Genomic DNA, 26,595 nt, shown 5'->3' on the forward strand with positions numbered 1-26,595 from the left:
TGATCGGATACCGTATTCCAAACAAGACGGGTCTTGATCCACGGGGATGGATCGATTCGTAATTGAGCCGTCTGTAAGCCAATCGGGATGAGACGATCTAAGGGGGAACGTCGTAATTCATGCCGAAAGGGTTACGTTGGCAGTACCTCGAACAAGTGGGTCTTGCACGAACAATCACACCACAACAGATTGGTTAAGTTCCTAAACGCGTTTGACTCGGGGAAGTCACCATGCGCTTGATTGAGGATGTGGGGTCAATCACTACCTCTTGAACTCGAAGTAATCGTATCAAATCTAAGTTGTCCGTACAAGTAATTGATATGCAATTCACATAACGTTCACAGGGTGGAAGCAACCGCCGATACGATTCGTTCACTTGCCAGTTTTCCTGAAAGCGTCACCATTGGACTGCCACCACCGGGATGCGTTGATCCGCCGGCAAAAAACAAATTGTGAACATTCTTTGAACGGTTACTAGGACGCATGAATGCTCCGCGGGTACCGTTTGAAGAAAGACCGTATAACGAACCGTGATACGCCGAAAATTTTTGTTCGATATCTTGTGGTGTGATGCGTTGTTCGAAGACAACATCCTCCGTCACATCAATGCCGAACGCTTGCAGACGCCGGTTGATGATCTCGTCATACGTATCAAAATCAATGACAGATCCTTCGTGAGTCGCCGGAGCATTCACCAAAACAAACAAGTTGTCTCCAGCGAGCCCCATGTCCGGTGCTGTGACAGAAGAATTGGAAATATAAATGGTCGGTTCCTCCGCATAACGGTGTTGGGTAAACAATGCCTCGAACTCTGCTTTATAGTCGGATGAGAAGAACACGTTGTGATGAGCGAGTCCTTCAATCCGACGGGAAAGTCCGATGCAACGGACGTAAGCTGAAATGGAAGGCTCCATCTGGGACGGTGTCGGATTTTTAAAGTCAGGTCGAATCGTCTCAGAGATCAGCCGTGGATATTGAGTTAATAAATCGCCGTTTAGAACGATGAAATCGACGGACAGGTAATCGACATGATTCAATTCGATTTCCGTTGCCAGATGATTCGTGACTTCGATTTGTGTCACTTCTTCACCCAAACGGAAAACGACTCCCAGTTCTTGAGCACGACGGGCAAATCCTTCGGCAATCGCCGTATTTCCTCCACGCGTAAAATAGACACCGTCATTCAACTCGAGATGGGCGATGAGACCAAATGTGGCAGGTGCCTGAAAAGGACTGCTGCCGATGTACGTGGCGTAACGATCCAATGCTTGGATCAACTGCGGATCCTTGAAGTATTTTTTGTGCAGTGCGTGTAATGACGTCAACGGGTGGACTTTTGCCATGTCACGCAACAACGAGAAGTTGAAGTAGGAGTCAATGTTGATAAAAAATTGCTGTTTAGCAATTTGGAACAAGTGAGCGACTTCTTCTTGATAACCTGTAATATCGTTTTTTGAAAGTTGTCCACCGGTAAAGCGGTCGACTTCCGTGCGCATCGCCTCGCGACCGCTGGCAAATGTCAGCGAACGGCCATCCGGAAAATGGTTGACGGTGTGACGTGCTAATTTTTCAAAAGTAAAGTAATCATCTGGATTTGCACCAGATTCTAAGATGACGGACTGAAAGATTTCAGGCATCGTGATGGTGTTTGGACCAAAATCAAAGCGGTGTCCGTCTGCAACGATCGGCATCATCTTCCCACCGATGTGTTCATTCCGTTCAATAACAGTAACTTTAAAACCTTTTGAAGCGAGGGAGATGGCAGCACTTAATCCACCTAGCCCGGCACCGATGACTGCAATATGTTTCATACCAAAAACGCCTCCTTAAGAATATGTCCGACCTTTCCAACTGATTTCCCTCTTCTTGAGTCTTCGAACCATCGCCGTTGCGAGAAGTGCGACATAGAGGACCGTCGCGACCGGATGCCAAAACCAAGCATGAGAAATCCTAGCATTCCGATCAATCCGGTACCGGGCCAACATGAGCAGGGCAAATGCCCCGATTGTCCACACCGATGGGAAGAGTAACATCAGCGGCAGGATACAAGCTTGCACCAAATAAAAGAGAAGAAAGTAACTGCCGATCAAGTAGGAATCATTCATGCCACGAAAGACATTTTTCAAGAAACCTTGCCAGACATCACGATTGGTCGCATACATGTCACAGCTGACATAAGGCGCCACATGGACGAGGGTCGTCGTGAATTCATGTTGCTTAAAGGCCCGACAGAGTTCCAAATCATCGACGAGCGCCATTTGAATCGCCTGGTGACCACCGACTTGTTCGTATGCCTGACGCTCAACAAGAACAACCATCCCGTTCGCCGCGGCAAACGCAGGATGTTTGACTTTCCGAAAGGCAATCGGTAGATGCTGAGCAATTAAAACATGTTGCATCGGAATCAGGCATTTGCCTAAAAACGTCGGGACGGGAAACGACGGGAAGCCTGATAAAAAGACAGCCCGTTCCTGTAGCATCGTCGCATACAGACGGGGAATCGTATCTGCTGTCAAGGTGATGTCAGCGTCTAAAAATAACAAGTACTCCTCTTTTGATGCTAAAGCAAGCTGATGGCAGGCGTGGACTTTTCCAGCCCAACCGGTCGGCAGATCGATTCCGTCAATCATCGTAAATCGATCATCGTCTCCAATCTGTTCGATCAGTAAATCGCGTGTCTTATCTGTTGAACGATCTTCATATAAGTAAACCTGGACGTTGGGGTGAAGTGCTTGTTTAAGGGACGTCATTAATTTGACGACGTTCCGCTCTTCGTTTCGAAGCGGAATGCACACCGCAAGACTCTGCGGTGCAACGGGCTTCGACAGTTTTGGTAAAAAAGCCAGATTGAGGAACGTGTAAAGACAGACGAAAGCAGAAAAGATGAACATCACGATAATCATTTTCGGATCGCCTGTAACCACTGTTCGGTCTTGACCGGCAACGGTTCCTTTCGTTCAGTCAACAGTTGATACGCTGACGTCCGTTCCTGAATGGCATCGGAGCGGACATCGTCATAGAGTGCAGTCATCGCCTCCGTTAAGTATTGCATCTGCACTGAGGACCGGTCGTCGGGCAATTGAATCTTTCGCGTGCGGATGTAGACGTCCGGTTGTTGCTCGTGACCAAACGAATAATAAAACGAAAACAACGAAATCGACGGAGCCGTTTTTGCTAAATGGGTGGCGCCACTGCTTAGCTGGAGCGGCCGTTCTTCTTGATGCCGTTCTTCGCCTTGCGGAAACATCCAGACGCTGCTGCCGTTTGCCAGTTGATCTTTCGCATATTGCAGACTCTGCTTGATTTCCTTATATGAGCTGCGATCGATCGAAAATCCACCGAGCCGGGTGAAAAACGGGAAACGGGCCAATCCTTGCTGATCAATCATGACGTAAGGATCATGACGCAGCATCGTTTGGTCGAGATGGAATAAAATCATGCCGTCCCACCAAGAACCATGCGTTGCGAGCATCAAACCCGGGGTCGGTAAATCATCCGCCCGATACAAAATACGATGAAATTGTTTTCGGATCAACCGCTCTTTGACGTAAAGGTGAAAGGCTTGTTCAGCTAATTTGTTTTTGTTTGCCTTTTGCAAGCGGAACACCTCCTTGTGTGAGCCAATACGTGACACCTGCCAGAAGACTGATCAGCGTGACGCCATAAAGTCCTGCGACACCTGCCGTCAGACCGAACAACGCATGGAGCATCAAAAATAGGTACTGATTGTTTCGTTCAAGTGCTGTAATCGTGACCTGCTGTTCGAACCGAGCAATCAAGAGGGAGAAGAAAAGTGCCGTTCCGTACCAACCGAAAAAGTTTTGGGTCGGAATGTCATAATACAACCCGCCATCTTGCCAAATCCAATACGATTTAACGTTTGCGGCAACAGGATCGATTGCTAAATCCAACCAAACGGCAAACAGCGGAACCAAGATCACCGTATTGTAGCGAAACGGAAACCGGCGTGAGAAGGCAAGACTGGCACCCATGACGGATAACCAGGCGGCACCGATCGTGATGGGTACACCAAGTAATTGAACACCGAAGTCCGCTTCATACGCATATGTACCGAATGGCCAACCGGTATGCACCCCGATCGATTCGATTGCGATGGAGCCAAAAAAGATGACGGGAATGATGAAACGGCCTTTTGGAACGACATCCCAAAAATAAAGCGCGGCGTATAGACCGGAGGCAAATAAAAAGACCGCATTGGCCCACTCGAGCCAAGGTGGAAGGATCGAAAAGCCGACTAGAATCAAACCGATGACAAACCAAATCGTAAAAAATAACCAGAGACGCTTTTGAAAGACATTCATCATGTGTGTACCTCCATGTCCATATATTCTGATACAAGTATACCTGTACAAAAGGGAAACGAGCCAGAAATGAGGTGTGATTCCAACAGACGGCAAAAAAATACCCCTTAGAAATTGGATTTTTATGTCCAATCTCTATGGGGCAGTTCAGGAAATCGTCTGTTTTTAACTGGTTTGATGATTTTTTTGTTTTTTCTTCTTGATGAAAGAAAACAGCAGGAATGCGACGTAGAGAGGAACGGCGACGAACCAAAACGTCGACCACTCATTGCTTCGCGCAATCATGACATAAGTAACATACAGCAACGTAAAGGTAATGACAAACGTATGTCGTGGAACCGGAATGTCTTTGAAACTGGGAATCTTCACACGACTGACCATCAGGAATGCGAGGGCGGTAAACACAAGCGGCACCATCAAGTCATTCATCCGTCCACTGAACAGCGTCACGACGGCTAAAATGCCTCCCGCTGCCGTGATCGGGACACCGGAAAAATAAGCAGAGGCCACGTTCGTTGCTGAGAGGTTAAAGCGTGCTAAACGAAATGCTCCAAACAAAGGAAATAACGCGGCAATCAATAAACCAATCTCTCCAAAATCATAAAAATAAGTGTAATAAGCCATCATAGCGGGGGCGACACCAAACGTCACGACATCGGCAAGCGAGTCCAGTTCTTTTCCGAAATCACCTGCGACGCCGAGCATACGGGCGATACGACCGTCCAGACTATCGAGCATCATCGCGATGACAATCAATAATGTCGCATTTTGAAAATCGCCTCGAGCAGCCATGACAATGGCAAGAAAACCACAGTATAAATTTCCGAACGTAAAGAGGTTCGGAATCGAGTTACGTACACGTTCTTTCCACAAAATGATTCCTCCTGCCACATCTTCGATACTAACCATCATATCATAAATTTCCAGTACGTATCAGCGGTTCGTAAAGAGAATCCCGTTCGTGAATGTTAAAAAATCATCAGGAGCCAGTTTGATTTGAAAGCCGCGTTTACCTGCAGAAATGATCATGAATGGTTGACCGGTCACTTGATCCGATAGGAGAACAGGAAAATTTTTTTTCGCACCAATCGGGGCGACACCTCCTCGGATGTACCCCGTTAGCTTTTTTAAATCGTTCATTGGCACCAGCTGGACTTTCTTAGTGGAAAGCGCCAGTGCGGCCGCCTTCAAATTTAATTCTTCTTCTCCGGATATGACAGCAAATACGTGCTGTTTTTGATCAGTTTCTAAAACAAGGGTTTTAAAAATGCTGGAAAGGGGGTAATTAATCTTTCTAGCCACATTTTGAGCGGATAAATCCTGTTCATCCACAGGATACGAAAGCAGATCGAATGCAATATCAGACTGCTTCAGAAGTCTTGCGACGTTCGTTTGGCTCATGTTGTTCTCCTTTAACGACAGCGTATTGTGCCCATTTGCGGCTGTTCCAGCGTTTTAAGGCAAAGAGTCCACGGAACCATTCGTCAGCAGAGAAGGCAATCCAGATTCCGAGTAAGCCCAGTCCGAACTGAAGTCCGAGTGTATAACTGAGGACGACTGCAATTCCCCACATGGAGAGAATGCCGATCGCTACTGGGAAGCGGACATCACCAGCTGATTTTAACGTACCCATGAGCACGATATTCATCGCACGACCCGGTTCAAGAATGACGCTTGCCCAAAGCAATGGAACACCGATAGCGATGATTTCAGGGCTTGATGTGAAGAGTGACATAATCGACGTTCCGAATGAAGCGAGAGCGACGGCCGAGACAAAACTTGCAAAAACAGCGATTTTTAATGTTTTTAACGCACGTTTGTGAGCAGCTTCGAATTGTTGCGCCCCTACTTGACGGGCGACAAGCAATTGAGTTCCTTGGGCAATGGCCAAAGTAAATAAGAAACAAAGCATCGTGATGTTCGAGACATAGACACGTGCCGATAAAGCGGCTTCTCCGATAGTCGCAATGAATCCCGTGATGATCAGTTGGGAAAATTGATACGATACGCCTTCACCAGCGGATGGGATACCGATGTTCATGATACTTTTGATATCACGACGATTAATCTGAATCAAATCTTTTAGTTTAAACCGTAAAGACAGTTTCCGGTAGACAACGAAAAACAGGAGAACAACGGCGACGGTCCGGGCGACGACGATGGACCAGGCGACACCAGCGACACCGAGGACCGGGATCCCAAATAATCCGAGAACGGCGATCACATTACCAAATGCGCTGACGAAGTTCATTAAAAGTGTGACGTACATAGCATTCTTCGTAAAACCATGGCTTCTTAAGATAGCTCCAAGCGTAAGCGAGATCGCTTCTAAAAATAAGAAGAGACCAACAATCTTTAAGAAGGTTTCGCCATACATGAGTGTTTTTCCTTCTAATGAGAAAAAGCCAAGTAATTGTGTGCCGAACAAAGCGACAAGAACAGAAATGATTAACCCGATGTATAAGTTAATTGAAAAAGCAGAGCGTGCGGTTTGTCGTGCATCCTGAACGCGTTTTGCTCCGAGGTACTGACCAATGATGATCGTTGCACCAACAGAAGTAATGTTAAATAGAATAATGAAAATGTTGAGCACCTGATTCGACACACCAACGGCAGCGGCTGCGCTGTCCGAGTAGTAACTGAGGATCAACGTAGCGATAATCCCTAGACTCATGTGGAGTGCGATTTCAATAAATAGTGGCCAAGTAATTTGGAATAATGATTGTTGTTTAACAGTTTTCATAAATTAAATTCCCCTTTAAGTCCTTAAAACGTTTTGTCTTTCTGTATCTTTTGGAAACTATACGCCTTCAATTTTCATAATGAAAGAGCAAAAGGTACGCTTTCATGAAAAAAAAGGTCATTTAAAAGGATTTTCATAAAACATCACGAATACATCATAATGAATGAATGTTCATTTTTGAAAGGGAGGGGAATAGGATGAAACGCGAAGTCGATTATCGGGTAAAAGAGCAGGTTGCAACGATTACTTTGTCACGCCCAGAACGATTAAATGCACTCACATCTACACTGTTAACCGAATTAGTGGAAGCAGTGGAAGAAGCAAATCAAGATGAGGCGGTTCGGGTCATTGTGTTGACCGGAGAAGGACGTGGTTTTTGTGCGGGTCAAGATTTAAAAACCGTTCAACCCGGTATGGATCATGGGGAGTATTTAAAGCAATACTATCATCCGGTTATCCGAGCAATTGCGACAACGAACAAACCGACTGTTGCCGCAATCAACGGTGTCGCCGCGGGGGCGGGATTGTCTTTGACGCTGGCGTGTGATTTTCGGATTGTCCGGAAAGATGCCAAACTATCGTTGGGGTTCATCAACATCGGTTTAGTACCTGATGCAGGAGCACCATATTTTCTGCCGAGATTGATTGGTTCTGCCAAAGCACTGGAACTGGCGTTACTAGGGGACACGATTACGGCAGAGCAAGCGCATGACTATCATTTAGTGACAAAAGTCGTTGAAACTGAATCATTTGAGCAGGAAGTATCTGCATTTGCAGAACTCCTGTCACAACGTCCAACCAAAGTCATCGGATACATTAAACAATTACAGGCTGCGAGTTCCGAGTCGACATTGGACGATATGCTGGCACAGGAAATCATCTATCAATCACGTGCCGGGAAAACCGAGGATCACCAGCAAGCCGTTCAAGCCTTTATCGAGAAAAAAGCCCCCGTTTTCGTCGGGAGATAATGTAACGTTTTAGAGGCATATGTACAGACAGAAGGGACCTTTCGATTCGAAAGGTCCCTTCTGTTGCAGGTTAGTGCATTTTTTGTTTGATTTTTTGAGCGGTTGCGTGCGTCCGGTCGGTTAGTGTAGTGGAAATCCGGAATAACAGGATCCCGAGGAAGGCTGATACGAAGATATACAGCCCTGTTAAAGTGGCGAACGCGCCACTCGCTAATGTAATGAATAAAATCGAGAATTCTCCACGGGGTCCTAAACAGAATCCTGACTCAATCGCATGATAGTTGGAAAGACCAAACGATCGTCCACCGAAAAAGCCAACCAAGAATTTAGAAAGTAATCCCCAAACGACAAGGGCAAAGAAAAACCAATCGAGTGGTAATCCTTCCGTCAGTTCAAATGACATCCCGAACGAAATGAAGAATAAGGGCAACAGTAGATCTTGAAACGGTGTTACCAAACGTTTCAAGTATCTGGTCTCTTTTATTTCAGTTAACAAAATTCCGACAATGAAAGCACCCAGTACCTCTGATAAACCAAACATGATTCCAATCCCGGAAAACGTCAAAATCAACCCGATGATCCCGATTCCGGCGTCGGGATGCCGATACAGGGAATCGACAATCTTGTTTTGTTTACGAATGAATACCGTCAGAAAAATCAATGCACTAAACAAGAACAAAAATCCGATGAAAATTGTCCCAACTTTCATCAAAGTGAACTCTTGTGTGCCGAGAACGAATGGAGCAGTCGTCAACAAGAGCGGTGCCGCCAAATCCTCAAAAATCAGCAAGGACAAGACGAACTTATTTACATCCTTATGTTTGTCCGGTTCACGATCGAGCAGGCGCGCTGAGATCGAAGAACTCGTAGCATACAGGACACAACCGATTAAGAAAGCTTCCGGGACAGAAAAACCGAACGCCAACGTCAACAGGAAGGTGCCGCCAAACGATAATACCAAGTCAATCAAACCGGCTTTCCATACATTGCGGAACTGGATCATTAAATCGGCAACGGAAAACTTCAAGCCCAACAAGAAAAACAGGACAATGATGCCGGCTTCTCCACCGAGTTTGAGTTCTTCGGGAAGATCGTAGGAAAAACCGAGTCCAATCCCGATCAAGATGAAGGCCAAAATACTCGGAAGATGGAATCGTTCGCTGAGGTAACTGACAGCAAATAGACCAATTAGAACGAGTCCAGCATAAAAAAATAGTTCCATGAGAGAGTTGTCCCTCCTTTCTATCCTCTTTACCCTAAAAATCAGTGAATTAGGGGAATGTCATCAAAATAATAAAAACGGTATCTTTCGCAGACTCACGAAAGATACCGTTATTAATTAAATGACTTGAACAATGGTCCCTGTAAATGGTGCAAGTGTCACATCCAACGAAAGGAGAGGGGTGTTTGAGAACAGATCCATTCCCTGCCCGGCTTGTGGAGCGGCAATCGTCACTTGGCGATTCGAATTGTTGAAGTAGACGTAGTAGGTTCCATCTTGACTGATGCGTCGCATGACGATGGTGTTGGTTTCATCGTCAGCATGTACAAATGAGATATGTCCTTGATTGGCAAGCGTTTTATGGCGGCTGCGCAAATGAAGCAAATGTTTTGTATACATCAACAGATTCAAGTCCTGCTCAGCAGGATCCCACGGCATACATTTACGGCAACCTGGATCTTGATCGCCGTCGAGTCCAATCTCGTCACCGTAGTAAATGACGGGACTGCCCGAGAACGTCAACATCGATAACAATAGCAACCGCATCTTATTTTTATCATGACCGGCGCGTGTCAATGCCCGTGGCGTATCGTGTGAACCAATCAGATTAAACGTCACTTCGTTGACGTTCATCGTATTGGAGAACAAGACGTGTGACATCTCGTTTGCGTAGGCAGAGGCTGATGTTTTGTCGAGTGCAAAGAAGTTCAACGCTGCATTCGTGAACGGATAGTTCATGACTGCATCGAACTGATCGCCGAGCAACCATTCTTGTGAATCGTGCCAAATCTCCCCGAGAATGTACGTATCCGGGTTAACTTCTTTGACGACGTTCCGGAAATCACGCCAAAAAGCATGATCCACTTCGTTCGCAACATCGAGACGCCAACCGTCAATACCGAATTCCTCGACCCAGTAACGGGCGACATGCAACAAGTAGGCTTTTACTTCCGGATTTTCCGTGTTGAACTTCGGCATCTCCGGCACAAAGGCGAACGTGTCGTAGTTTGGCATCGGTTCCGTCACGAGCGGGAAGTTGCGTAAGTGGAACCAATCTTTATAGGAAGAATTGCTTCCGTGTTCCCGAATGTCAGCAAACGCCTTGTGGTGGAAACCGGCATGGTTGAAGACCGCATCAAGCATAATCCGGATACCTTTTTCATGAAGCAGATCCACCATTTCCTTGAACTTTTCTTTGGTCCCGAATTGGGGATCGATTTCAAGATAATCAATCGTGTCGTATTTATGATTTGATTTGGCTTCAAAGATCGGACAGAAGTAGATACCGGTGATGCCTAGATCCACCAGGTAATCAATCTGATCGATCACCCCTTGGAAATCACCGCCGAAAAGATTGGTTGTCGTAGGTGCAGCACTATTCCAAGGTAGTGTTCCGGCAGGATCGTTAGAAGAATCCCCGTTGGCAAAACGATCCGGGAAAATTTGATACCAGACTGTATCTTGGACCCAGTTCGGTGCATGGAACACATCAATTTTGTTTAAGTAAGGTACACAGAAATAATAACCTGTATCATCCAAAGGTTTTTCATCAAACCAGCCACGCTCGGTAAAGACGAGACTCGAACTCCCGTCATGAAGACGGAATCCGTAGCGCAGTCGACGGAAAGGAGGGACAACATCGATGAACCAATAGTCATACAGTTCATCCGAACCACTTCGTTTCATCGGTGTTTCAAACGTATTCCAGTAGTTGGCCTTGGACGGATCAAAGTTCCAGTCAGCATCGTCTGGATTTTCAGTGTGCCAGTCATATGGGTCTCCCCAGATGAGTTCAACGTGATCAACATCATTTTTTTTCGTTTGGAGACGGATATGGATGGTTTTCTCGTCGTATTTGTAGACGAATGGAGACATGGCGCGGTGGAAAACAGCTTCTTTCAGCATTTTGGTCACTCCCTTAGTGCAATCGCTTGCATCCTAATGTAATAGTCCTCGACCTAAGAATAGTGAAGCGCTTTCTTAAAGTCAATTGAGAATTCGAGAAAATCCAGACAATCAAACATTAGCATCTATTTCAGTGCAATCGATTGCACCTATTTGTGCAAAAGAGTTAAATGTAAACGTTTTCTTTTTAAAATGATTTTATTAAGAGGTCGAATCCATTTTTAAAAATAGTTTTTTAAAATCTTTTTGAAATGTAAGAAAATATTTGAAGAAAAGGACTTGTCAAAAGGATTTTAGATTGTATAATAAAAATGTAAAGGTGATGCAAACGTTTTCATAAAACGCTTACAACCGCTCGGTTGTTATCACGGGAAAATGGTTGTGCCTTTATGCAAACGTTGTGCATCAGAACTTATCATTCGTAAGTTAACTTGGGGAGGAATTTTCAATCATGGAAATCAAAAAATTAGTAGCAGGTCTTTCAGTATCTGTCATGGCAGTCGGTGCGCTTGCAGCATGTGGTGGCGGCACGGATTCAGGTTCTTCAGACACAAGTTCAGAGGGCGGAAACAAACCGGATAAAATCGTAATTTGGGAAGATACAGAAAAAGCAGAGACGACAAAAGCCGCTGCTAAAGCGTTCGAAGAAAAAGAAGGCGTCAAAGTTGAAGTCAAAGAAGTTAAAATGACAGATCAACAAAAGAAAGTCGCTCTTGATGGCCCGGCTGGTAAAGGTCCGGATATCATCCTTCTTCCGCATGACCAAATTGGAACAGTTGTTGACCAAGGGTTGATTGCTGAACTCAAAGACGGCGAAAAAGCACTTGAGCCTTTCATCGATACAGCGAAATCAGCAGTTACATTTGACGGAAAAGTTTACGGATATCCAAAAGCTGTTGAAACACCAATTCTTCTTTTCAACAAAGATGAGTTAAAAGAAGCACCGGCTTCAATGGATGATTTGTATAAAGTATCAACAGAACAGAAAAAAGACGGTAAATATGGTTTCCTCGCACTTTGGGATAACTTCTACTTCGCACACGGTCCGATCGGTGGATACGGTGGATATGTCTTTAAAGATAACGGTGGAAAACTTGATCCTGCAGACATCGGTCTCAACAACGAGGGTGCTGTCGAAGGAATGGATTACATCGGTAAATGGTACAAAGAGGGTCTCTTCCCGAAAGGTTTGATCGGCGGTGGCGGTGGTCAAGCAATGGACCAATTGTTCGGCGACAAGAAAGCAGTCGCAGTCATGAACGGACCATGGGCAGTCGCAAGCTACAAAGAAAAAGGCATCAACTTAGGAGCAGCAGCTCTTCCAAAGCTTCCTAACGGCGAAGCGATCAAAACATTCGTAGGTGTTAAGACATATGCCGTTTCAGCATACTCGGAAAACGCAGAGTGGGCAGAGAAATTCCTCGCGTCACTGACTGGCGAAGAGAATGCGAAAGCAATGTTTGAAAAATACAACGAGATTCCACCAGTAACAGCACTTCAAGAAGATGCAACAATCAAAGACAACGAAGTCGCAGCAGCTGTCTTCGCACAATCTAAAGATGGTGTTCCAATGCCGAACATCGCTGAGATGGGTCAAGTTTGGGAGCCAATGGCAGCAGCACTTCAGCTCGTTGCAACAGACAAACAAGATGCACAAAAATCAGCTGACGATGCAGTCAAACAAATCAAGCAACAAATCGAAGCAAACAATCAGTAAGCAACTGAATGCATGACACAGAATTAAAGAAAGGGGGATCTTGGATTCCCCCTTATCTTTATGGTTGGAAGAGAAGCCTGAGGTCAGACATGACCTTTGGAAAGGAGAACAGACGATGGCTGCCATTGCTACACCTAAACCGACAAAGTCACCAGAGCCTACAACGAATCACCGAACGATTGCGGCGGTGATGTCGATCGTTCCTGGATTGGGGCAACTGTATAACAAACAATTTTTAAAAGGTGCGACATTTTTCATCGTCGTCCTGTCATATTTTTTAGTCAACTTTGAACTGTTTTTTAAAGGCGCTGGGAATGGTCCGGGAGATCGCGGGGCGATCTGGGGATTGATTACACTCGGTGAGGTAGCAGGCGTAAGGGGGGATCACTCGATCTTCTTGATGGTCGAGGGAATCATTGCGTTGATTCTGCTTGTGTTTGGTATCGCCATTTACGTCTGGAACTTTATCGATGCGTATCGAATCGGTAAACTGCGGGATATGGCATTAGAAGTACCATCTTTGAAAATGCAGTTGCGTAACTTCCGTGACAACGGATTCCCGTACGCGATGTTGATTCCATCGTTGGTATTGCTCGTCTTCACAGTTGTTTTACCGTTGATTTTCACATTTTTAATTGCGTTTACGAACTACAAGTTCAATAACTCACCACCGGCAAAACTCGTCGACTGGATTGGGATTCAAAACTTCTTGAACATCTTTACCGTCGACATCTTCCGTGACACGTTCGTCAGTGTTTTAGGTTGGACACTTGTCTGGACGGTCGCTTCGACAACAGGTGTCATCGCGATTGGAATTGGTCTTGCTGTCCTGTTGAATCAAAAAGGATTAAAAGGAAAACGTTTCTTCCGTTCGATTTTGATCCTATCATGGGCAGTACCGGCATTCATCACGATCTTGATTTTCCGTTCGATGTTTAATGAGACGTTTGGTGTTTTCAATACGACATTGCTACCGGCAATCGGAATCGACGGCGGTGCCGAATGGATGACGGATCCGACGTATACGAAGCTCGCCTTGATCGGCATACAGTGGTGGCTCGGATTCCCGTACATCATGACATTGACGACAGGGATCTTGCAGTCGATTCCGGAAGATCTATATGAAGCAGCAACAATTGACGGTGCGACGTCGGGCGAGAAGTTCCGCTTGATCACGTTACCGATGATCTTGTTTGCAACAGCACCGATCTTAATCACGCAATATACGTTTAACTTCAATAACTTCAACATCATCTATCTCTTTAACAACGGGGGACCGGCTGTTCCGGGTCAATCGGCTGGCGGAACGGATATCCTGATTTCCTGGATTTACAAACTGTCGCTCGGTTCGAATCCGCAATATGGTTTTGCCGCCGCGATTACGCTCGTGTTGTCGTTCTTTATCATGACGATTGCCGTCATTCAGTTTAAACGTTCAAAATCATTCAAAGATGAGGATATGATCTAATGAGAAAACAAAACCGAATCAATATGGCGTTGTCATACCTCATTTTGACGATCGCCTCGATAATTATCGTGTATCCGCTGCTATGGGTTGTCGGGACATCACTAAACCCGGGGAAAAGCATCACGTCTGATATCTTCCCAAGCAATCCGACATTGATCCATTACTTTGACTTATTTGATGCGACACAAACGGATTATGGCATGTGGTACTTGAACACCATCAAAATCGCTGTGATCACGATGGTTGTCTCAGTGGCATTGATTACATTGACGGGTTACATTTTTTCACGGTACCGGTTCGTCGGCCGGAAAAATTCACTGATCTTGTTCCTCGTATTGCAAATGGTGCCACAATTCGTTGCCATCATCGCAATCTACGTCTTGTTGAACATGTTGCAATTGTTTGATACGCATTTGGCGTTGATTCTCCTGTATGCAGGTGGCGCGATTCCGATGAATACGTATCTTGCAAAAGGATATTTTGATACAATACCAAAGGAACTAGATGAAGCGGCACGGATGGATGGGGCAGGACATCTTCGGATCTTCTGGCAGATCATTCTTCCACTCGCTAAACCAATGGTCGCGGTTATCGCCTTGTTTAACTTCATGGCACCATTCAACGATTTCATCTTGGCCTCACTTGTTCTCCGTTCACCGGAGAAACAGACGTTAGCCGTTGGACTCTACAACATGGTCTCAGAGCAATTCGATAATAACTTCACATTGTTTGCGGCAGGTGCCGTATTATCAGCAGTACCAATCGTTCTTCTGTTCTTCGCTTTCCAGCGCTTCTTCGTGTCTGGATTGACGGCAGGCGGAACGAAAGGTTAATCAATCAAGGGGGAATCAGCGGCATGAGACGAGGCGTGATGCTTCTCCTCTTGCCGCTTCTCTTGTCTATCGGGACTTTTCCGCAGACAAGTGAAGCAGCAGAGTGGGAAAAAGAACGGATGTACTTCATCATGGTCGACCGGTTTGAAAACGGTGACCCAAGTAACGATTTAGAAGCCAATCCAGAGGATCCAAAAGCCTTTCAAGGCGGGGATTTGGCGGGCGTCACCAAACGGCTTGACTACATTAAAGATCAAGGATTCACATCGATTTGGCTGACACCGGTCTTTAAGAATCGACCGAACGGCTACCATGGGTACTGGACAGAGGATTACTACAAGATTGATCCACATTTCGGCACGAAAGAAGAATTCAAGACGCTGGTCAAGGAAGCGCATGAGCGCGACCTCAAAGTGGTATTGGATCTGGTCGTCAATCACCTCGGTCCAAATCATCCGCTCGTGGAGGAAAAACCGGATTGGTTCCATAAAGAACAAACCATCATGAACTGGAACAACCAAGCGGAAGTAGAGAACAACTGGCTGTTTGATTTACCGGACTTCAACACGGAAAACGAAGAAGTCGTCAAGTACTTAATTGATGTCGCGAAATATTGGGTCGATGAAACGGGGATTGACGGTTACCGTCTCGATACCGTCCGTCATGTCCCACCCGCTTTTTGGGAAAAGTTCATTCCAGCCGTCAAACAAGACCATCCGGATCTGTTTTTACTCGGAGAGGTTTTTGACGGAGATCCGCGGAAAATTGCGACGTATTCCAAATTAGGATTTGATTCGGTCACGAACTTTCCATTTTATTATGGGATAAAAGATCAGTTCACTCGAAAAAATGGTTCAGCGGAAGAACTGGATTCAGTTTATAATCGAGATACTACGTTTAACCCGAAAGCGATGTCTTTAGCAAACTTCGTCGACAATCATGATTTAAAGCGTTTTATCACGGAAGCCAAAATCGGCGGAACCGAGGATGAAGAACGTCAATTGCGTTTAGCCTTGTTTGCACTCTATGCAGCACCAGGCATGCCGATCGTCTATCAGGGGACGGAAGTGGCGATGCCGGGCGGCGATGATCCCGGAAACCGGATGATGATGGAGTTTGAGAAAAATGACAAGATGCAGGAGTATGTCCAGACCTTAAATAAGATGCGGAGTGACTATCCGGCTTTTGAGACAGGGAAACAGCGAATGGTTGCCAAGACGGATCATATGGCTGTCTACGAACGGAAAGTCAAAGACCAAACCGTTCTCTATGCCATCAACTTAGGGGAAAAGAAAACGACATTACGGGTCAAAGCATCAGAAATCGGTGACGATCAGCGGTTGCGGGGATTACTTTTTTCTGATGTCGTTCGACAAGACGGGGACGCGTATGAAGTGACGCTAGATGCAAATAGTGCCAACGGATATGTGATTGAACGCTCGCAAGTGAATTGGATGTCACTCGTTGCGATTGGATCAATTGCTCCGATTCTTGCCTTAATCATTTTATTTATGCATCGAAGACGGCTCAACCGGTCGAAGGAAACACACTAAAATACATTTGTAGGGAAATGATGAGGTGAAAGGCATGCAAGTAACCATTAAGGATGTCGCAAGGGAAGCAAATGTTGCGCCATCGACTGTATCGCGTGTAATCGCCAACAGTCCACGCATCAGTCAAAAAACGAAAGAACGTGTCCGTCAAGCGATGGAAGAACTCGGGTACTATCCGAATGTACACGCACGGAGTCTGGCGAATCGGACAACACAGGCGATTGGACTCGTCATGCCAAGCGCGGCGACGAAAACGCTTCAGAATCCATTTTTTTCGGAAGTGATCCGGGGAATCAGCACGAAAGCGCATCAAAACGGCTATTCCTTGTATATGACGACAGGAGTGTCGGAAGAAGAGGTCTACGAAGGAGTCGTCTCGATGGTTCAGGGTCGTCGCGTCGATGGTGTCGTCGTCTTGTATTCACGGACCGATGATAAAGTCGTTCAGTTTTTGCAGGATTCTAAATTTCCGTTCGTTGTGGTCGGGAAACCGTTCAGTGATTCGTCACACGTCACGTATGTCGACACAGACAATTACCTCGCGGGACGCGAAGTCACGAAATATTTACATCAACTCGGGCATGAATGTATCGCTTTCGTCGGAGGCGCGCAAGATCTTGCGGTGACGCAGGAACGTGTCGGCGGTTATAAGACGGCGTTGATGGAAGAAGGTATCCCGATTCATGAACCGTATATCGTCAGTGCTCCCTTTATGACGACGGGTGGAGCAGATGCGGTCAAACGGCTGATGTCGCTTGAGCATCCGCCAACCGCTGTCGTCGTCAGTGATGACATGATGGCGCTTGGTGTCATGAGCACATTAAATGAGATGGAAATCAGTGTGCCGGACCAGATGGCCGTCGTCAGTTTCAACAACTTATTCATTGCCGAATTTTCAAGTCCACCGTTGACTTCAGTGGAAATCAATATCTTTGGCTTAGGTTTTGAAGCGACGAACTGTCTGATTGAACAGATTAATGAAGAGGCGACACCATATGGAAAACGTGTGATCGTGCCTCATTATCTGGTGGTTCGTCAGTCATGCGGCGGTCCCGCCAAATAAACAGAGACGATTGATGTTACACCACTCCTTCCGTTCGGAGAGTGGTGTTTTTTTTATCGGAAAATTACAGTCAGCAGATGGATGCAGTCAAAACGAAGGCGGATTCAGAAAAAGAATTTTATTTTCGTGCAAACGATTGCATTAGTAGTTTTTATGTGTAAAATAAAGAATGTAGAGAATAATAAAACGCTTACAAACGATGCTTGTGCGTCCGGTGATTAAGAATAAAGGAGCGACTTAAAATGAAACGATTGTTTGATATTAATGAATGGAAGATTACGGAACAAGGATTCCACCCGGAAGATAACCGTCTGGCAGAATCGATGACGTCGATCGGAAACGGTCATATGGGAATGCGCGGAAACTTTGAAGAGGATTACTCGGGTGATACGCATCAGGGGATGTATGTCGCAGGTGTCTACTATCCGGATAAGACGCGTGTCGGTTGGTGGAAAAACGGCTATCCGGAATACTTCGCAAAAGTCTTGAACGCTGTCAACATCATGGGACTTCGTGTTTCCATCAATGGAAAAAACGTTGATTTGAACGAGTGGGAAGTCGTAGATTTTAAACGTGAACTTGATATGCAACATGGTGTCCTCACCCGGACGATGTTGATCAGAAATGGTGTCGAAGAAACGAAGATTGAAGCGACACGTTTTTTCTCAATCGTCGATAAAGAACTGGCTGGACTCCGTTACACCGTTACACCTGTTAACTTTGACGCCGAAATCATCATCGAATCCTATCTGGATGCGGATGTCGAGAACGAAGACTCAAACTACGATGAAAAATTCTGGCTTCCGGTCGAACACGGCGTAGAGGAACGATTTGCGTATGTCACGTCTAAAACGAAAAAACTGGATTGGCACGTTACGGCAGCGATGATCACAGATGTCGAAGGGGCCAAATGTGAAGTGCTGGAAAGTACGTTACAGTACGTAGCAAACCGTTTCACGAAACAGGTGCCGGCGGGAGAGGCGGTTACAGCTGAAAAGTTGGTCGCGCTCGTCACGAATCGTGATTATGAAATCGAAGACTTGTTGGCACAATCGATGAAACGTGTTAATGATGCCTTTGATATTGGATTTGACGAAGCGCTTGCAGCACACCAAGCTGCCTGGTTAAAGCATTGGGAAGAAGCTGACGTTAAGATTGAAGGCGACATCGAAGCCCAACAAGGCATTCGCTTCAATATTTTCCACATGTTCCAAACGTACACAGGGGAAGACTCCCGCTTGAACATCGGACCAAAAGGATTCACAGGAGAAAAATATGGCGGGGCGACTTATTGGGACACAGAAGCCTACTGCCTGAACTTCTATCTGGCGACTTCGAAGCCGGATGTCGCGTGGAACCTTTTGAAATACCGTCACAATCAACTGCCGCAAGCAAAAGAAAATGCGGATAAGAATGTCGGCATGAAGGGTGCCCTGTATCCGATGGTGACGATGAACGGGGAAGAGTGTCATAACGAGTGGGAAATCACCCATGAAGAAATTCACCGGAACGGTGCGATTGCCCATGCGATTTATAACTATACGAACTATACAGGGGATACATCTTACCTTGGACAGTACGGATTTGAAGTGCTTGTTGAAATCGCACGTTACTGGGCAAGTCGTGTCAACTATGTTCCACAGAAGGATGTTTACATGATCCTCGGTGTGACGGGACCAAACGAATACGAAAACAACGTTAACAACAACTGGTACACCAACTTGATGGCAGCCTGGTGTCTTGAGTATGCCCAGACGGTCTACCGTCATCTCGAACAAGCAGAACCGGCGCGTCTGGAAGAATTGATGCATCAACTGGCCTTATCGGACGAAGAGTTGGCACAGTGGGCAGAAATCGATCAAAAAATGTACTATCCAAAAGACGAGACGGTTCCGGATGTCTTCATGCAACAAGACGGCTTCATGGACAAAGAACAGATTATGGTTGCAGATCTTGATCCGAAGCACCTTCCGTTAAATCAAAATTGGTCGTGGGACCGCGTCCTGCGTTCTGTCTTCATCAAACAGGCCGATGTCTTGCAAGGACTGTACTTCTTGACGGATCGCTTCTCGGTCGAACAGAAGAAAAATAACTTTGACTTCTATGAGCCGCGGACGGTCCACGAATCATCGCTCTCACCATGTATCTATTCCATCATCGCGGCGGAAGTCGGGTATGAAGAGAAGGCGATGGAGTTGTATCAGCGCTCGGCACGTCTTGATCTTGATAACTACAACAACGATACGGAAGATGGTCTACACATTACATCGATGGTCGGATCTTGGATGTCCATCGTTCATGGTTTCGCAGGACTTCGTGTCGAGGAGGGGACGTTATCCTTCAAGCCGATGTTACCGAAAGGATGGACAAGCTATTCATTCCGCATGCAATGGCGGGGGCATCATATCCTTGTCCACGTCAAACAAAATGAAGTCTGCATCGAGCAGAACACAGGGGGAGCGTTTACGTTGCAACTCCATGGGGAAACCGTTGAAGTGCCGGCAGAAGGTGCAGTGACGATTCCAGCTTCGATGACAGTCTGATTCATATACCGGCAGGAGACCTCACAGTCCCGGCCGGTATTTTTTTTGGAAATTCCCGCGAATGTCGAGTTGTGTTCAACTTCTGAAAATGAGAGCGTTACCAAAAAAAGAAATGAAATTCTTTCGTCATCTTGACTATCCGGACTCATTTGTTATGTGCTAAAGTGTTCCAAGATAGTTTACAAATGAGAGGAGAACAAGGTGTGACAGCGGTTGTAAAGGAAAGTATCTTAAAAGTAATTGTCGCCTCGATTGGCGGGTTCGTCATCGCATTGGCGATGAACTGGTTCCTGATTCCAAGTGGTGTGTATTCAACAGGATTTACAGGACTAGCCCAGATTTTGACGCAGGTGTTACAAGGAACGGCGTTTGCCTTTGGTGAAAACGTCTGGTTCTTAGTGCTGAACCTGCCATTGATCGTTCTGGCATGGATTATGTTAGGACGCAGTTTTACCATCATTACATTGATTTCCGTTTTGGCGACAACGATTTTTATTGGACTGATTCCACAATATGCTGTCATCCCGGGTGATCAGACACTCAACGCCGTGTTTGGTGGTGTGTTGCTTGCGATCGGTACCGGCATCACGATTAAATTCGGGGCGTCGACGGGTGGTTTTGATATCGTTGCCTTGATTTTTGCACGTTTCTCCGATCGAAGTGTCGGATTGTACTTGTTTGTCTTGAACTTCTTGATCGCCATCTTGGCCGGTGCCTTGTTTGGTTGGTCAACTGCACTGTATACGATTGTCTTCATCTATGTCACCTCAAAAGTCGTCGATGAAATCCACACGAGCAATCAACGCCTGACGATTTTCATCATCACGAATCATGCCGATGATATCACGACGGCATTGCATCAACATATCATTCGCGGTATTACGCAGATGCCGGCGATCGGAACCTACTCACGGGCCGAGAAATCGACGTTGATGATGGTCATCGAACGACATGAGTTGCGGGACGTCGAACGGATTTGCCGGGACGCCGACGAAACGGTCTTCATCAATGTCGTTGCGACAGACTCGGTCGTCGGATATTTCCGAAAAGGATAAACGGTTTCTGAAGAAATGCTCATGCTGGTTACATATAAAAAGAAGCCGCTCTCTCGTCCATACGACGGGAAAGCGGCTTCTTTTTATATGGGGCATTAAATCAGTCCGAGGACATGTTTCAGGTAGTAAGCAATTCCGTCTTCTTGATTCGTCTTGGTCGTGCCATTGGCAACCAGTTTAAGGGGACCAATCGCGTTGCCCATTGCAACACCATGACCGACATAATCAAGCATTTCCAAATCGTTTTCTTCATCACCAAAAGCGACAATCTGTTTTTGATGGATATTGAGATGGCGCGAAATCTGTTGCAGACCAACAGCTTTGCTCGTTCCTTTCCGCATGACTTCCACCATGTATTCCGGTTTGATCCACTGCCGGTTCAACACGGTCTCAGCATGGATGCTCGACAGCTCCGAGCGAATGTCCTGGACATGTTCGCCTTTCGCATGAATCAGTAACGACGTCGGCTCGTGTTGTAATACTTTCCGTAAATCGCCTGTCGTCACCGATAAAGCATGATCCGTGTAAAATTCATAAATTCCGACCGGATCCCGTTGGAAGTAAACATGATCCGTCACTTCGCAGACGATGTTTTGTGTTTTAGTATCAGAGATTGATTCCAATATGTGCTGCACGGTCTTTAACGGAATCGGATGATGGCTGACTTCGAAATGTGGATCGTGCGGATGATGAACGAGTCCACCGTTAAAGTTGACGATCGGTGTCGTTAGTCCGAGTTCATCGTAATACCGTTTTGCATGTCGGAACGGACGCCCGGTTGCGATGACGACCTCGTGTCCGTTTTCTCGTGCCTTCCGTAACGCTGCTACGTTTGCTTGACTGATTGTCTTGTCGTCACGAAGTAAAGTGCCGTCCAAGTCGACGGCGATCAAATGACGTTGCATGAATAACCCACTCCACTCTTGATTCATTACGCTTACTGTAGCATATCCGACGGAAAAAATATCTAGAATTGCCTGTGTTTTAGAATCGAGAAAGCGTTTAAAAAAATTGGAGAAAAGCTGTCTGTTGCTTCAAAAAATGATATACTACGAAACGTAGGACATAAAAAAGTAAGCTAAGAAATGGAGGGGGAAGAATGCGTTTTCTCGTTACATTCTTCTGGTCGTTTTTACTCGTGAACACAGCCGTGTTCATCGTATCAGCGGTCGATGCAGTCACGTATAACTTCGGATTCGCGACAGCTATGTCAGTCGTGACTTCACTTGTCGTCTTCGCACTTGATGCAGTCAATGAAGATCTTGGTCTTGGTCAAGGGACAAAGGCAGAATAAGTTAAAAGCGAGATATCGTCATTCGGACGATAGACTCGCTTTTTTATCATTTGGGAGGTATTCCATGATTTTACTGAAAGAGGTACGGCTGGCAGGGGAATCGACGGATGTACTGGTTGGTGGAGGAAAGATTCTGGCGATTGGTTCGTATTCCGTCGATGACCGGTTGATTACACAAACGATTGACGGCGCAGGAAAGCAGTTGGTTCCGGGATTAGTGGACGGACATGTGCATCCGATTGGCGGCGGGGGCGAAGGCGGATTTTTGACGCGGACGGCTCCTCTTTTGGCAACGGACTTCTTAACGGGAGGCGTGACGACCGTCGTGGGTCTGCTTGGGACGGACGGCTGGACCCGGACAGGAATTGATTTGTTGGCACATCTCCGGGGATACACGAGTTCCGGAATCCAGTCTTTTTTATTGTCCGGCAGTTATGCCGTCCCGCCGGTTTCGATCACCGACTCGATTGCCCGGGACATCTTGCTGATCAATGAAGTCATCGGCATCGGTGAAATCGCAATCAACGACCATCGTTCGACACAACCGACCGTTCAGGAATTGGCCCGTCTCGCGTCAGAAGCCCGGATGGCCGGTTTGTTAAAGGGGGTCACGGGAACGATGAATGTCCATATCGGGGACGGCAAACAGGCTCTCCGCTTGCTTGAAGAAGTGGTGGAGACGACCGATATTCCGATCACCCAATTTTTGCCGACCCACATCAATCGCAGCGAACGGATTTTTGAAGCCGGTTTAAAGTGGGCCAGACAGGGCGGGCGAATCGATTTTACGACCTGCACGACCGATGCTTTCATCGAAGAAGGCGAAGTGCCGGCGGGACTCGCCCTAAAACGTGCGCTTGAGGCAGGTATCCCGTTAGAGCAGATTACGATGTCGAGTGATGCGGGAGCCAGTTTACCGGCATTCGATGACGCCGGCAAACTGCTTCGATTAGAGACCGGACGACCCGAGTCGATGCTCGAAGCGGTTCGGGACGCTGTTCAATACGGTGTTTCATTCGAGCAGGCGATGCAGACGGTCACTTGTAATGTCGCAGATGCTTATGGCTTCTCCGCAGGACGTATTCTTCTTGGGGAGCGGGCGGATCTGTTACTGATTGATGACGCTTTGCAAATCGATACGATTCTTGCGAATGGGCGTGCTATAATGATTCAGAAAAAATGGCTGTCGCCAGAATGACGGAGGGATCAATGTGTCAAAGAAGTCTAATCGTGTGAAACCGACAAAAAAACCGCAATCAAAAGCCAACTGGATCACAGCAGGTGTGATTGCGCTGATCGTCTTGGTGGGAGCAACGATGTTACTGTTCGCGGATCGAGAAGATTCAGCATCCAAGAACGGAAATTTAAGTGCAAGCCAAGTATCCGATAAGTTGAAATCGGGCGATGAATTTTATACGTATTTCTACCAAACCGGATGCGTGCACTGTGAGAAAGTAAAACCTTACTTAGTGCCGCTCGGAGAGAAACAAGACATTCCATTCGAACAGATTGATCTTGCGGTCGAGCAGTCGGCATGGGATACATTCGCAATCGAAGGAACTCCGACCGTCGTTCACTTTAAGGACGGAAAAGAAGTCAGCCGTGTTTCAGGAGAACAGACCGAGGAAGCCTATAAGGAATTTTTTGCGGGGAAAGACGTTAAAAATTCAGAAGAAGAGTCGTCTGGTGATTTAAATGATTAAAAAATGGTTTTTCACCCAATTGTTCGAATTAAACGGGCATCCGGCAGTCGCGAAACAACTGCGACGGTTTGCGATGAGTCCGGCGAGTCGTCCGTTGATCCAACCGTTCGTCAATATGTACGACATCCAGATGCAAGAGGCGGAACAGCCGCTTGCTTCGTACAAGACGTTACATGATTTGTTCGTCCGGCATTTAAAAGAAGAAGTGCGCCCGGTCGATCCGTCTGCACAGGCTGTCGTCAGTCCGTGTGACGGTGTGTTGTCCGTCGTCGAGGACTTGACGGAAGACAGCCAGTTTACCGTCAAGGGACAAGCCTATTCGGTCGCAGAACTGCTTGGTTCTCACCATGAAGCACAAAATTATATCGGTGGGCGTGTCCTAATCTTTTATTTGAGCCCGCAAAACTATCATCGGGTCCATGTTCCGATTGACGGAACCGTTCGGACAAGTTATACGCTCGGGCGCGATTCGGCTCCCGTCAACGAACTTGGTCTCGAATATGGAAAACGTCCGTTGACACGCAACTACCGACGCGTCACACGGATCACGCAAGGAGACCATGCACTGGAGCATGTCATGGTCGGCGCATTAAACGTCAACACGATTGTCCAAACGAATCAACAACGGGAAGTCAAACGTGGTGATGAGTTTGGGTATTTCTCATTCGGTTCGACCGTCGTCTTGATTTGTCCGAAAGACGCTGTCACATTAATGGACGACATTAAAGGTCCGGTCTTGATGGGACAACGAATCGGTACTTGGAATTCATGAATGCGGGACGCTCTCTAAGTATCAAGGGAGCGTCCCGTCATGCTTAGGAGGAATCTGTCATGCAGATTTTGATGTTTACAGAAATGGCGAACTCATCGCTTCAAGTGTATGGTGCGTTATTCATTTTCTTAGTAACGTATGCGTTCATCATCAGCGAGAAAATCAGTCGTGCCATCGTCGCTTTATTAGGAGCACTGGCGATGATCATGTTAGGGATCGTGGAACTCGAATCTGCGTTATTTGAATATGTGGAGTGGGGAACCATCGTGCTGTTAATCGGGATGATGATCCTCGTGACAATCGCGAACCAATCGGGCTTATTTGAATATATCGCAATTCGTGCGGCGAAACGGACAAAGGGCGATCCCATCAAAATTTTGATTTTACTCTCTTGTTTGACGGCTTTCGGGTCGGCTTTCTTGGACAACGTCACGACAGTGTTGCTGATTGTCCCGATTACGTTTTCGATTACGAAAGTCTTAAAAATCAAACCGTTTCCGTTTCTCTTGGCGGAAGTTCTGTTTGCCAACATCGGCGGGACGGCAACCTTAATCGGAGATCCGCCGAACATCATGATTGGAGCTGCGAATCCGCATTTGACGTTTAACGCGTTCTTGTGGAATCTCGCTCCCATCATCGTCTTGATCACAGTCGTGACGATTGGGATTTTGTACTTTTTGTTCCGGAAACAGTTGCATGTCGAACCGGAAAATCAACAGAAATTGATGGAAATTGACGAAAACAGTTATATCATCAGCCGTAAACTTGTTCTTCGGAGCAGTATCGTGCTGATCAGTACCATTGCCTTATTCATTTTACATCCGCTACTGAGCCAGATCGGGATTCAACTCGAGGCACCGGCCATCGCGATGCTCGGTGCCACGGTTTTGATGTTATTGACGATTGAAAACAATCACCAGCTAGAGGAAGTGTTTGCCCGAATCGAATGGACAACGATCTTTTTCTTTGCGGGACTGTTCATCTTGGTCGGTGGAATTCAAGAAGTCGGCATCATTCGTTATCTGGCAGAGCAGACAATCACGTTGACCGGGGGAGATATCGAAACGACGGCGACGGCGGTTCTTTGGTTATCCGGTATCGCAAGTGCGACGATTGACAACATCCCGTTCGTCGCGACGATGATTCCACTCATCAACGATGTCGCGACAGGTATCGGTCTATCACCGGACAGCCCGCAAGTCGACGTCTTATGGTGGTCGCTTTCACTCGGAGCCTGTCTTGGCGGAAACGGGACGTTGATCGGCGCATCCGCCAATGTGATTGTGGCAGGCCTTGCAACCCGGCAAGGGGAGAAGTTCACGTACGGGCGTTTCTTGTTATACGGGGCCCCGATTACGATCGTGACACTCATTTTGTCGCAACTGTATTTATGGATCCGCTATTATTGAAGGCGGATGAACGGACGGAAGA

At 46.6% G+C, this 26,595-nt stretch carries 23 protein-coding genes; 13 read left to right on the top strand and 10 right to left on the bottom strand.

Annotated elements, in window-relative coordinates:
- Nucleotides 1–338: 338 nt before the first annotated feature.
- From D3D03_RS00445 to D3D03_RS00475, 7 genes are all read right to left on the bottom strand, one after another.
- Nucleotides 339–1,811, bottom strand: coding sequence for a phytoene desaturase family protein (locus D3D03_RS00445; RefSeq protein WP_119922442.1), 1,473 nt, complete (start codon nt 1,809–1,811; stop codon nt 339–341).
- A gap of 15 nt (nt 1,812–1,826) precedes the next feature.
- A complete protein-coding gene (locus D3D03_RS00450; protein WP_119922443.1) occupies nt 1,827–2,903 on the bottom strand; it encodes a glycosyltransferase family 2 protein in 1,077 nt (358 codons plus the stop codon).
- Nucleotides 2,900–3,598 carry a lysophospholipid acyltransferase family protein gene (locus tag D3D03_RS00455; RefSeq protein ID WP_026833707.1) on the bottom strand — a complete coding sequence of 233 codons (699 nt, stop codon included), beginning with the start codon at nt 3,596–3,598 and terminating at the stop codon, nt 2,900–2,902. Before D3D03_RS00455 ends, D3D03_RS00450 begins: the two co-directional genes overlap by 4 nt.
- Nucleotides 3,567–4,325: a carotenoid biosynthesis protein gene (locus D3D03_RS00460; RefSeq protein ID WP_026833706.1), complete on the bottom strand. Its 759-nt coding sequence runs from the start codon at nt 4,323–4,325 to the stop codon at nt 3,567–3,569. Before D3D03_RS00460 ends, D3D03_RS00455 begins: the two co-directional genes overlap by 32 nt.
- Nucleotides 4,326–4,487: 162 nt before the next feature.
- Nucleotides 4,488–5,234, bottom strand: a complete 747-nt coding sequence (pssA, locus tag D3D03_RS00465; RefSeq protein WP_174544503.1) for a CDP-diacylglycerol--serine O-phosphatidyltransferase — start codon at nt 5,232–5,234, stop codon at nt 4,488–4,490.
- A 21-nt stretch (nt 5,235–5,255) separates the two neighbouring features.
- Complete coding sequence (gene ybaK / locus D3D03_RS00470) at nt 5,256–5,723, bottom strand: Cys-tRNA(Pro) deacylase (protein WP_119922444.1); 468 nt, start codon at nt 5,721–5,723, stop codon at nt 5,256–5,258.
- Nucleotides 5,683–7,065, bottom strand: coding sequence for an MATE family efflux transporter (locus D3D03_RS00475; protein ID WP_026833703.1), 1,383 nt, complete (start codon nt 7,063–7,065; stop codon nt 5,683–5,685). The genes ybaK and D3D03_RS00475 overlap by 41 nt, the downstream gene beginning before the upstream one ends.
- A 197-nt stretch (nt 7,066–7,262) precedes the next feature.
- Between D3D03_RS00475 and D3D03_RS00480 the strand changes: the two genes are divergently transcribed.
- A complete protein-coding gene (locus D3D03_RS00480) occupies nt 7,263–8,036 on the top strand; it encodes an enoyl-CoA hydratase/isomerase family protein (protein ID WP_119922445.1) in 774 nt (257 codons plus the stop codon).
- Nucleotides 8,037–8,106: 70 nt separating this feature from the next.
- Here the strand turns inward: D3D03_RS00480 and D3D03_RS00485 are convergent, their stop codons facing one another.
- Nucleotides 8,107–9,258 (bottom strand): cation:proton antiporter, encoded by a 1,152-nt coding sequence (locus tag D3D03_RS00485; protein WP_026833701.1) that lies wholly within the window; start codon nt 9,256–9,258, stop codon nt 8,107–8,109.
- A gap of 117 nt (nt 9,259–9,375) precedes the next feature.
- Nucleotides 9,376–11,163: a glycoside hydrolase family 13 protein gene (locus D3D03_RS00490; protein WP_119922446.1), complete on the bottom strand. Its 1,788-nt coding sequence runs from the start codon at nt 11,161–11,163 to the stop codon at nt 9,376–9,378.
- Between the two features lie 457 nt (nt 11,164–11,620).
- Between D3D03_RS00490 and D3D03_RS00495 the strand changes: the two genes are divergently transcribed.
- The 7 genes from D3D03_RS00495 to D3D03_RS00525 all read left to right on the top strand — a co-directional run bounded on the left by D3D03_RS00495 (nt 11,621) and on the right by D3D03_RS00525 (nt 21,395).
- Nucleotides 11,621–12,880, top strand: a complete 1,260-nt coding sequence (locus tag D3D03_RS00495) for an extracellular solute-binding protein (RefSeq protein ID WP_233550656.1) — start codon at nt 11,621–11,623, stop codon at nt 12,878–12,880.
- A 115-nt stretch (nt 12,881–12,995) separates the two neighbouring features.
- Entirely contained in the window at nt 12,996–14,348 is a 1,353-nt protein-coding gene (locus D3D03_RS00500) for a carbohydrate ABC transporter permease (protein WP_026833698.1), read from the top strand.
- A complete protein-coding gene (locus tag D3D03_RS00505) occupies nt 14,348–15,181 on the top strand; it encodes a sugar ABC transporter permease (protein ID WP_012369657.1) in 834 nt (277 codons plus the stop codon). The genes D3D03_RS00500 and D3D03_RS00505 overlap by 1 nt, the downstream gene beginning before the upstream one ends.
- A 23-nt stretch (nt 15,182–15,204) precedes the next feature.
- Nucleotides 15,205–16,734: an alpha-amylase family glycosyl hydrolase gene (locus D3D03_RS00510; protein ID WP_119922448.1), complete on the top strand. Its 1,530-nt coding sequence runs from the start codon at nt 15,205–15,207 to the stop codon at nt 16,732–16,734.
- A gap of 34 nt (nt 16,735–16,768) precedes the next feature.
- The gene (locus D3D03_RS00515) at nt 16,769–17,797 is read left to right on the top strand and encodes a LacI family DNA-binding transcriptional regulator (RefSeq protein WP_026833696.1); all 1,029 of its coding nucleotides are present in this window, start codon (nt 16,769–16,771) and stop codon (nt 17,795–17,797) included.
- 242 nt (nt 17,798–18,039) lie between these two features.
- Nucleotides 18,040–20,340: a glycoside hydrolase family 65 protein gene (locus D3D03_RS00520; protein WP_119922449.1), complete on the top strand. Its 2,301-nt coding sequence runs from the start codon at nt 18,040–18,042 to the stop codon at nt 20,338–20,340.
- Nucleotides 20,341–20,543: 203 nt separating this feature from the next.
- Entirely contained in the window at nt 20,544–21,395 is an 852-nt protein-coding gene (locus D3D03_RS00525) for a YitT family protein (RefSeq protein WP_026833694.1), read from the top strand.
- 95 nt (nt 21,396–21,490) lie between these two features.
- On the opposite strand, the gene D3D03_RS00530 is transcribed toward D3D03_RS00525, so the two are convergent.
- A complete protein-coding gene (locus D3D03_RS00530; RefSeq protein ID WP_026833693.1) occupies nt 21,491–22,300 on the bottom strand; it encodes a Cof-type HAD-IIB family hydrolase in 810 nt (269 codons plus the stop codon).
- A gap of 194 nt (nt 22,301–22,494) precedes the next feature.
- Here D3D03_RS00530 and D3D03_RS00535 point away from each other — a divergent pair, with 194 nt between their 5' ends.
- The 5 genes from D3D03_RS00535 to D3D03_RS00555 all read left to right on the top strand — a co-directional run bounded on the left by D3D03_RS00535 (nt 22,495) and on the right by D3D03_RS00555 (nt 26,573).
- Nucleotides 22,495–22,689 carry a YjzD family protein gene (locus D3D03_RS00535; RefSeq protein WP_012369663.1) on the top strand — a complete coding sequence of 65 codons (195 nt, stop codon included), beginning with the start codon at nt 22,495–22,497 and terminating at the stop codon, nt 22,687–22,689.
- Between the two features lie 64 nt (nt 22,690–22,753).
- On the top strand, nt 22,754–23,887 hold the full coding sequence (gene iadA, locus D3D03_RS00540; protein WP_119922451.1) for a beta-aspartyl-peptidase: 1,134 nt from the start codon (nt 22,754–22,756) through the stop codon (nt 23,885–23,887).
- Between the two features lie 34 nt (nt 23,888–23,921).
- Nucleotides 23,922–24,392, top strand: a complete 471-nt coding sequence (locus tag D3D03_RS00545) for a thioredoxin family protein (RefSeq protein WP_233550606.1) — start codon at nt 23,922–23,924, stop codon at nt 24,390–24,392.
- Nucleotides 24,385–25,164 (top strand): phosphatidylserine decarboxylase, encoded by a 780-nt coding sequence (locus tag D3D03_RS00550; RefSeq protein ID WP_119922452.1) that lies wholly within the window; start codon nt 24,385–24,387, stop codon nt 25,162–25,164. The genes D3D03_RS00545 and D3D03_RS00550 overlap by 8 nt, the downstream gene beginning before the upstream one ends.
- 59 nt (nt 25,165–25,223) lie before the next feature.
- Nucleotides 25,224–26,573: an ArsB/NhaD family transporter gene (locus tag D3D03_RS00555; protein WP_119922453.1), complete on the top strand. Its 1,350-nt coding sequence runs from the start codon at nt 25,224–25,226 to the stop codon at nt 26,571–26,573.
- Nucleotides 26,574–26,595 lie beyond the last annotated feature (22 nt).

Source organism: Exiguobacterium sp. RIT452 (assembly GCF_003598705.1).
GTDB classification, from domain to species: domain Bacteria; phylum Bacillota; class Bacilli; order Exiguobacteriales; family Exiguobacteriaceae; genus Exiguobacterium_A; species Exiguobacterium_A undae.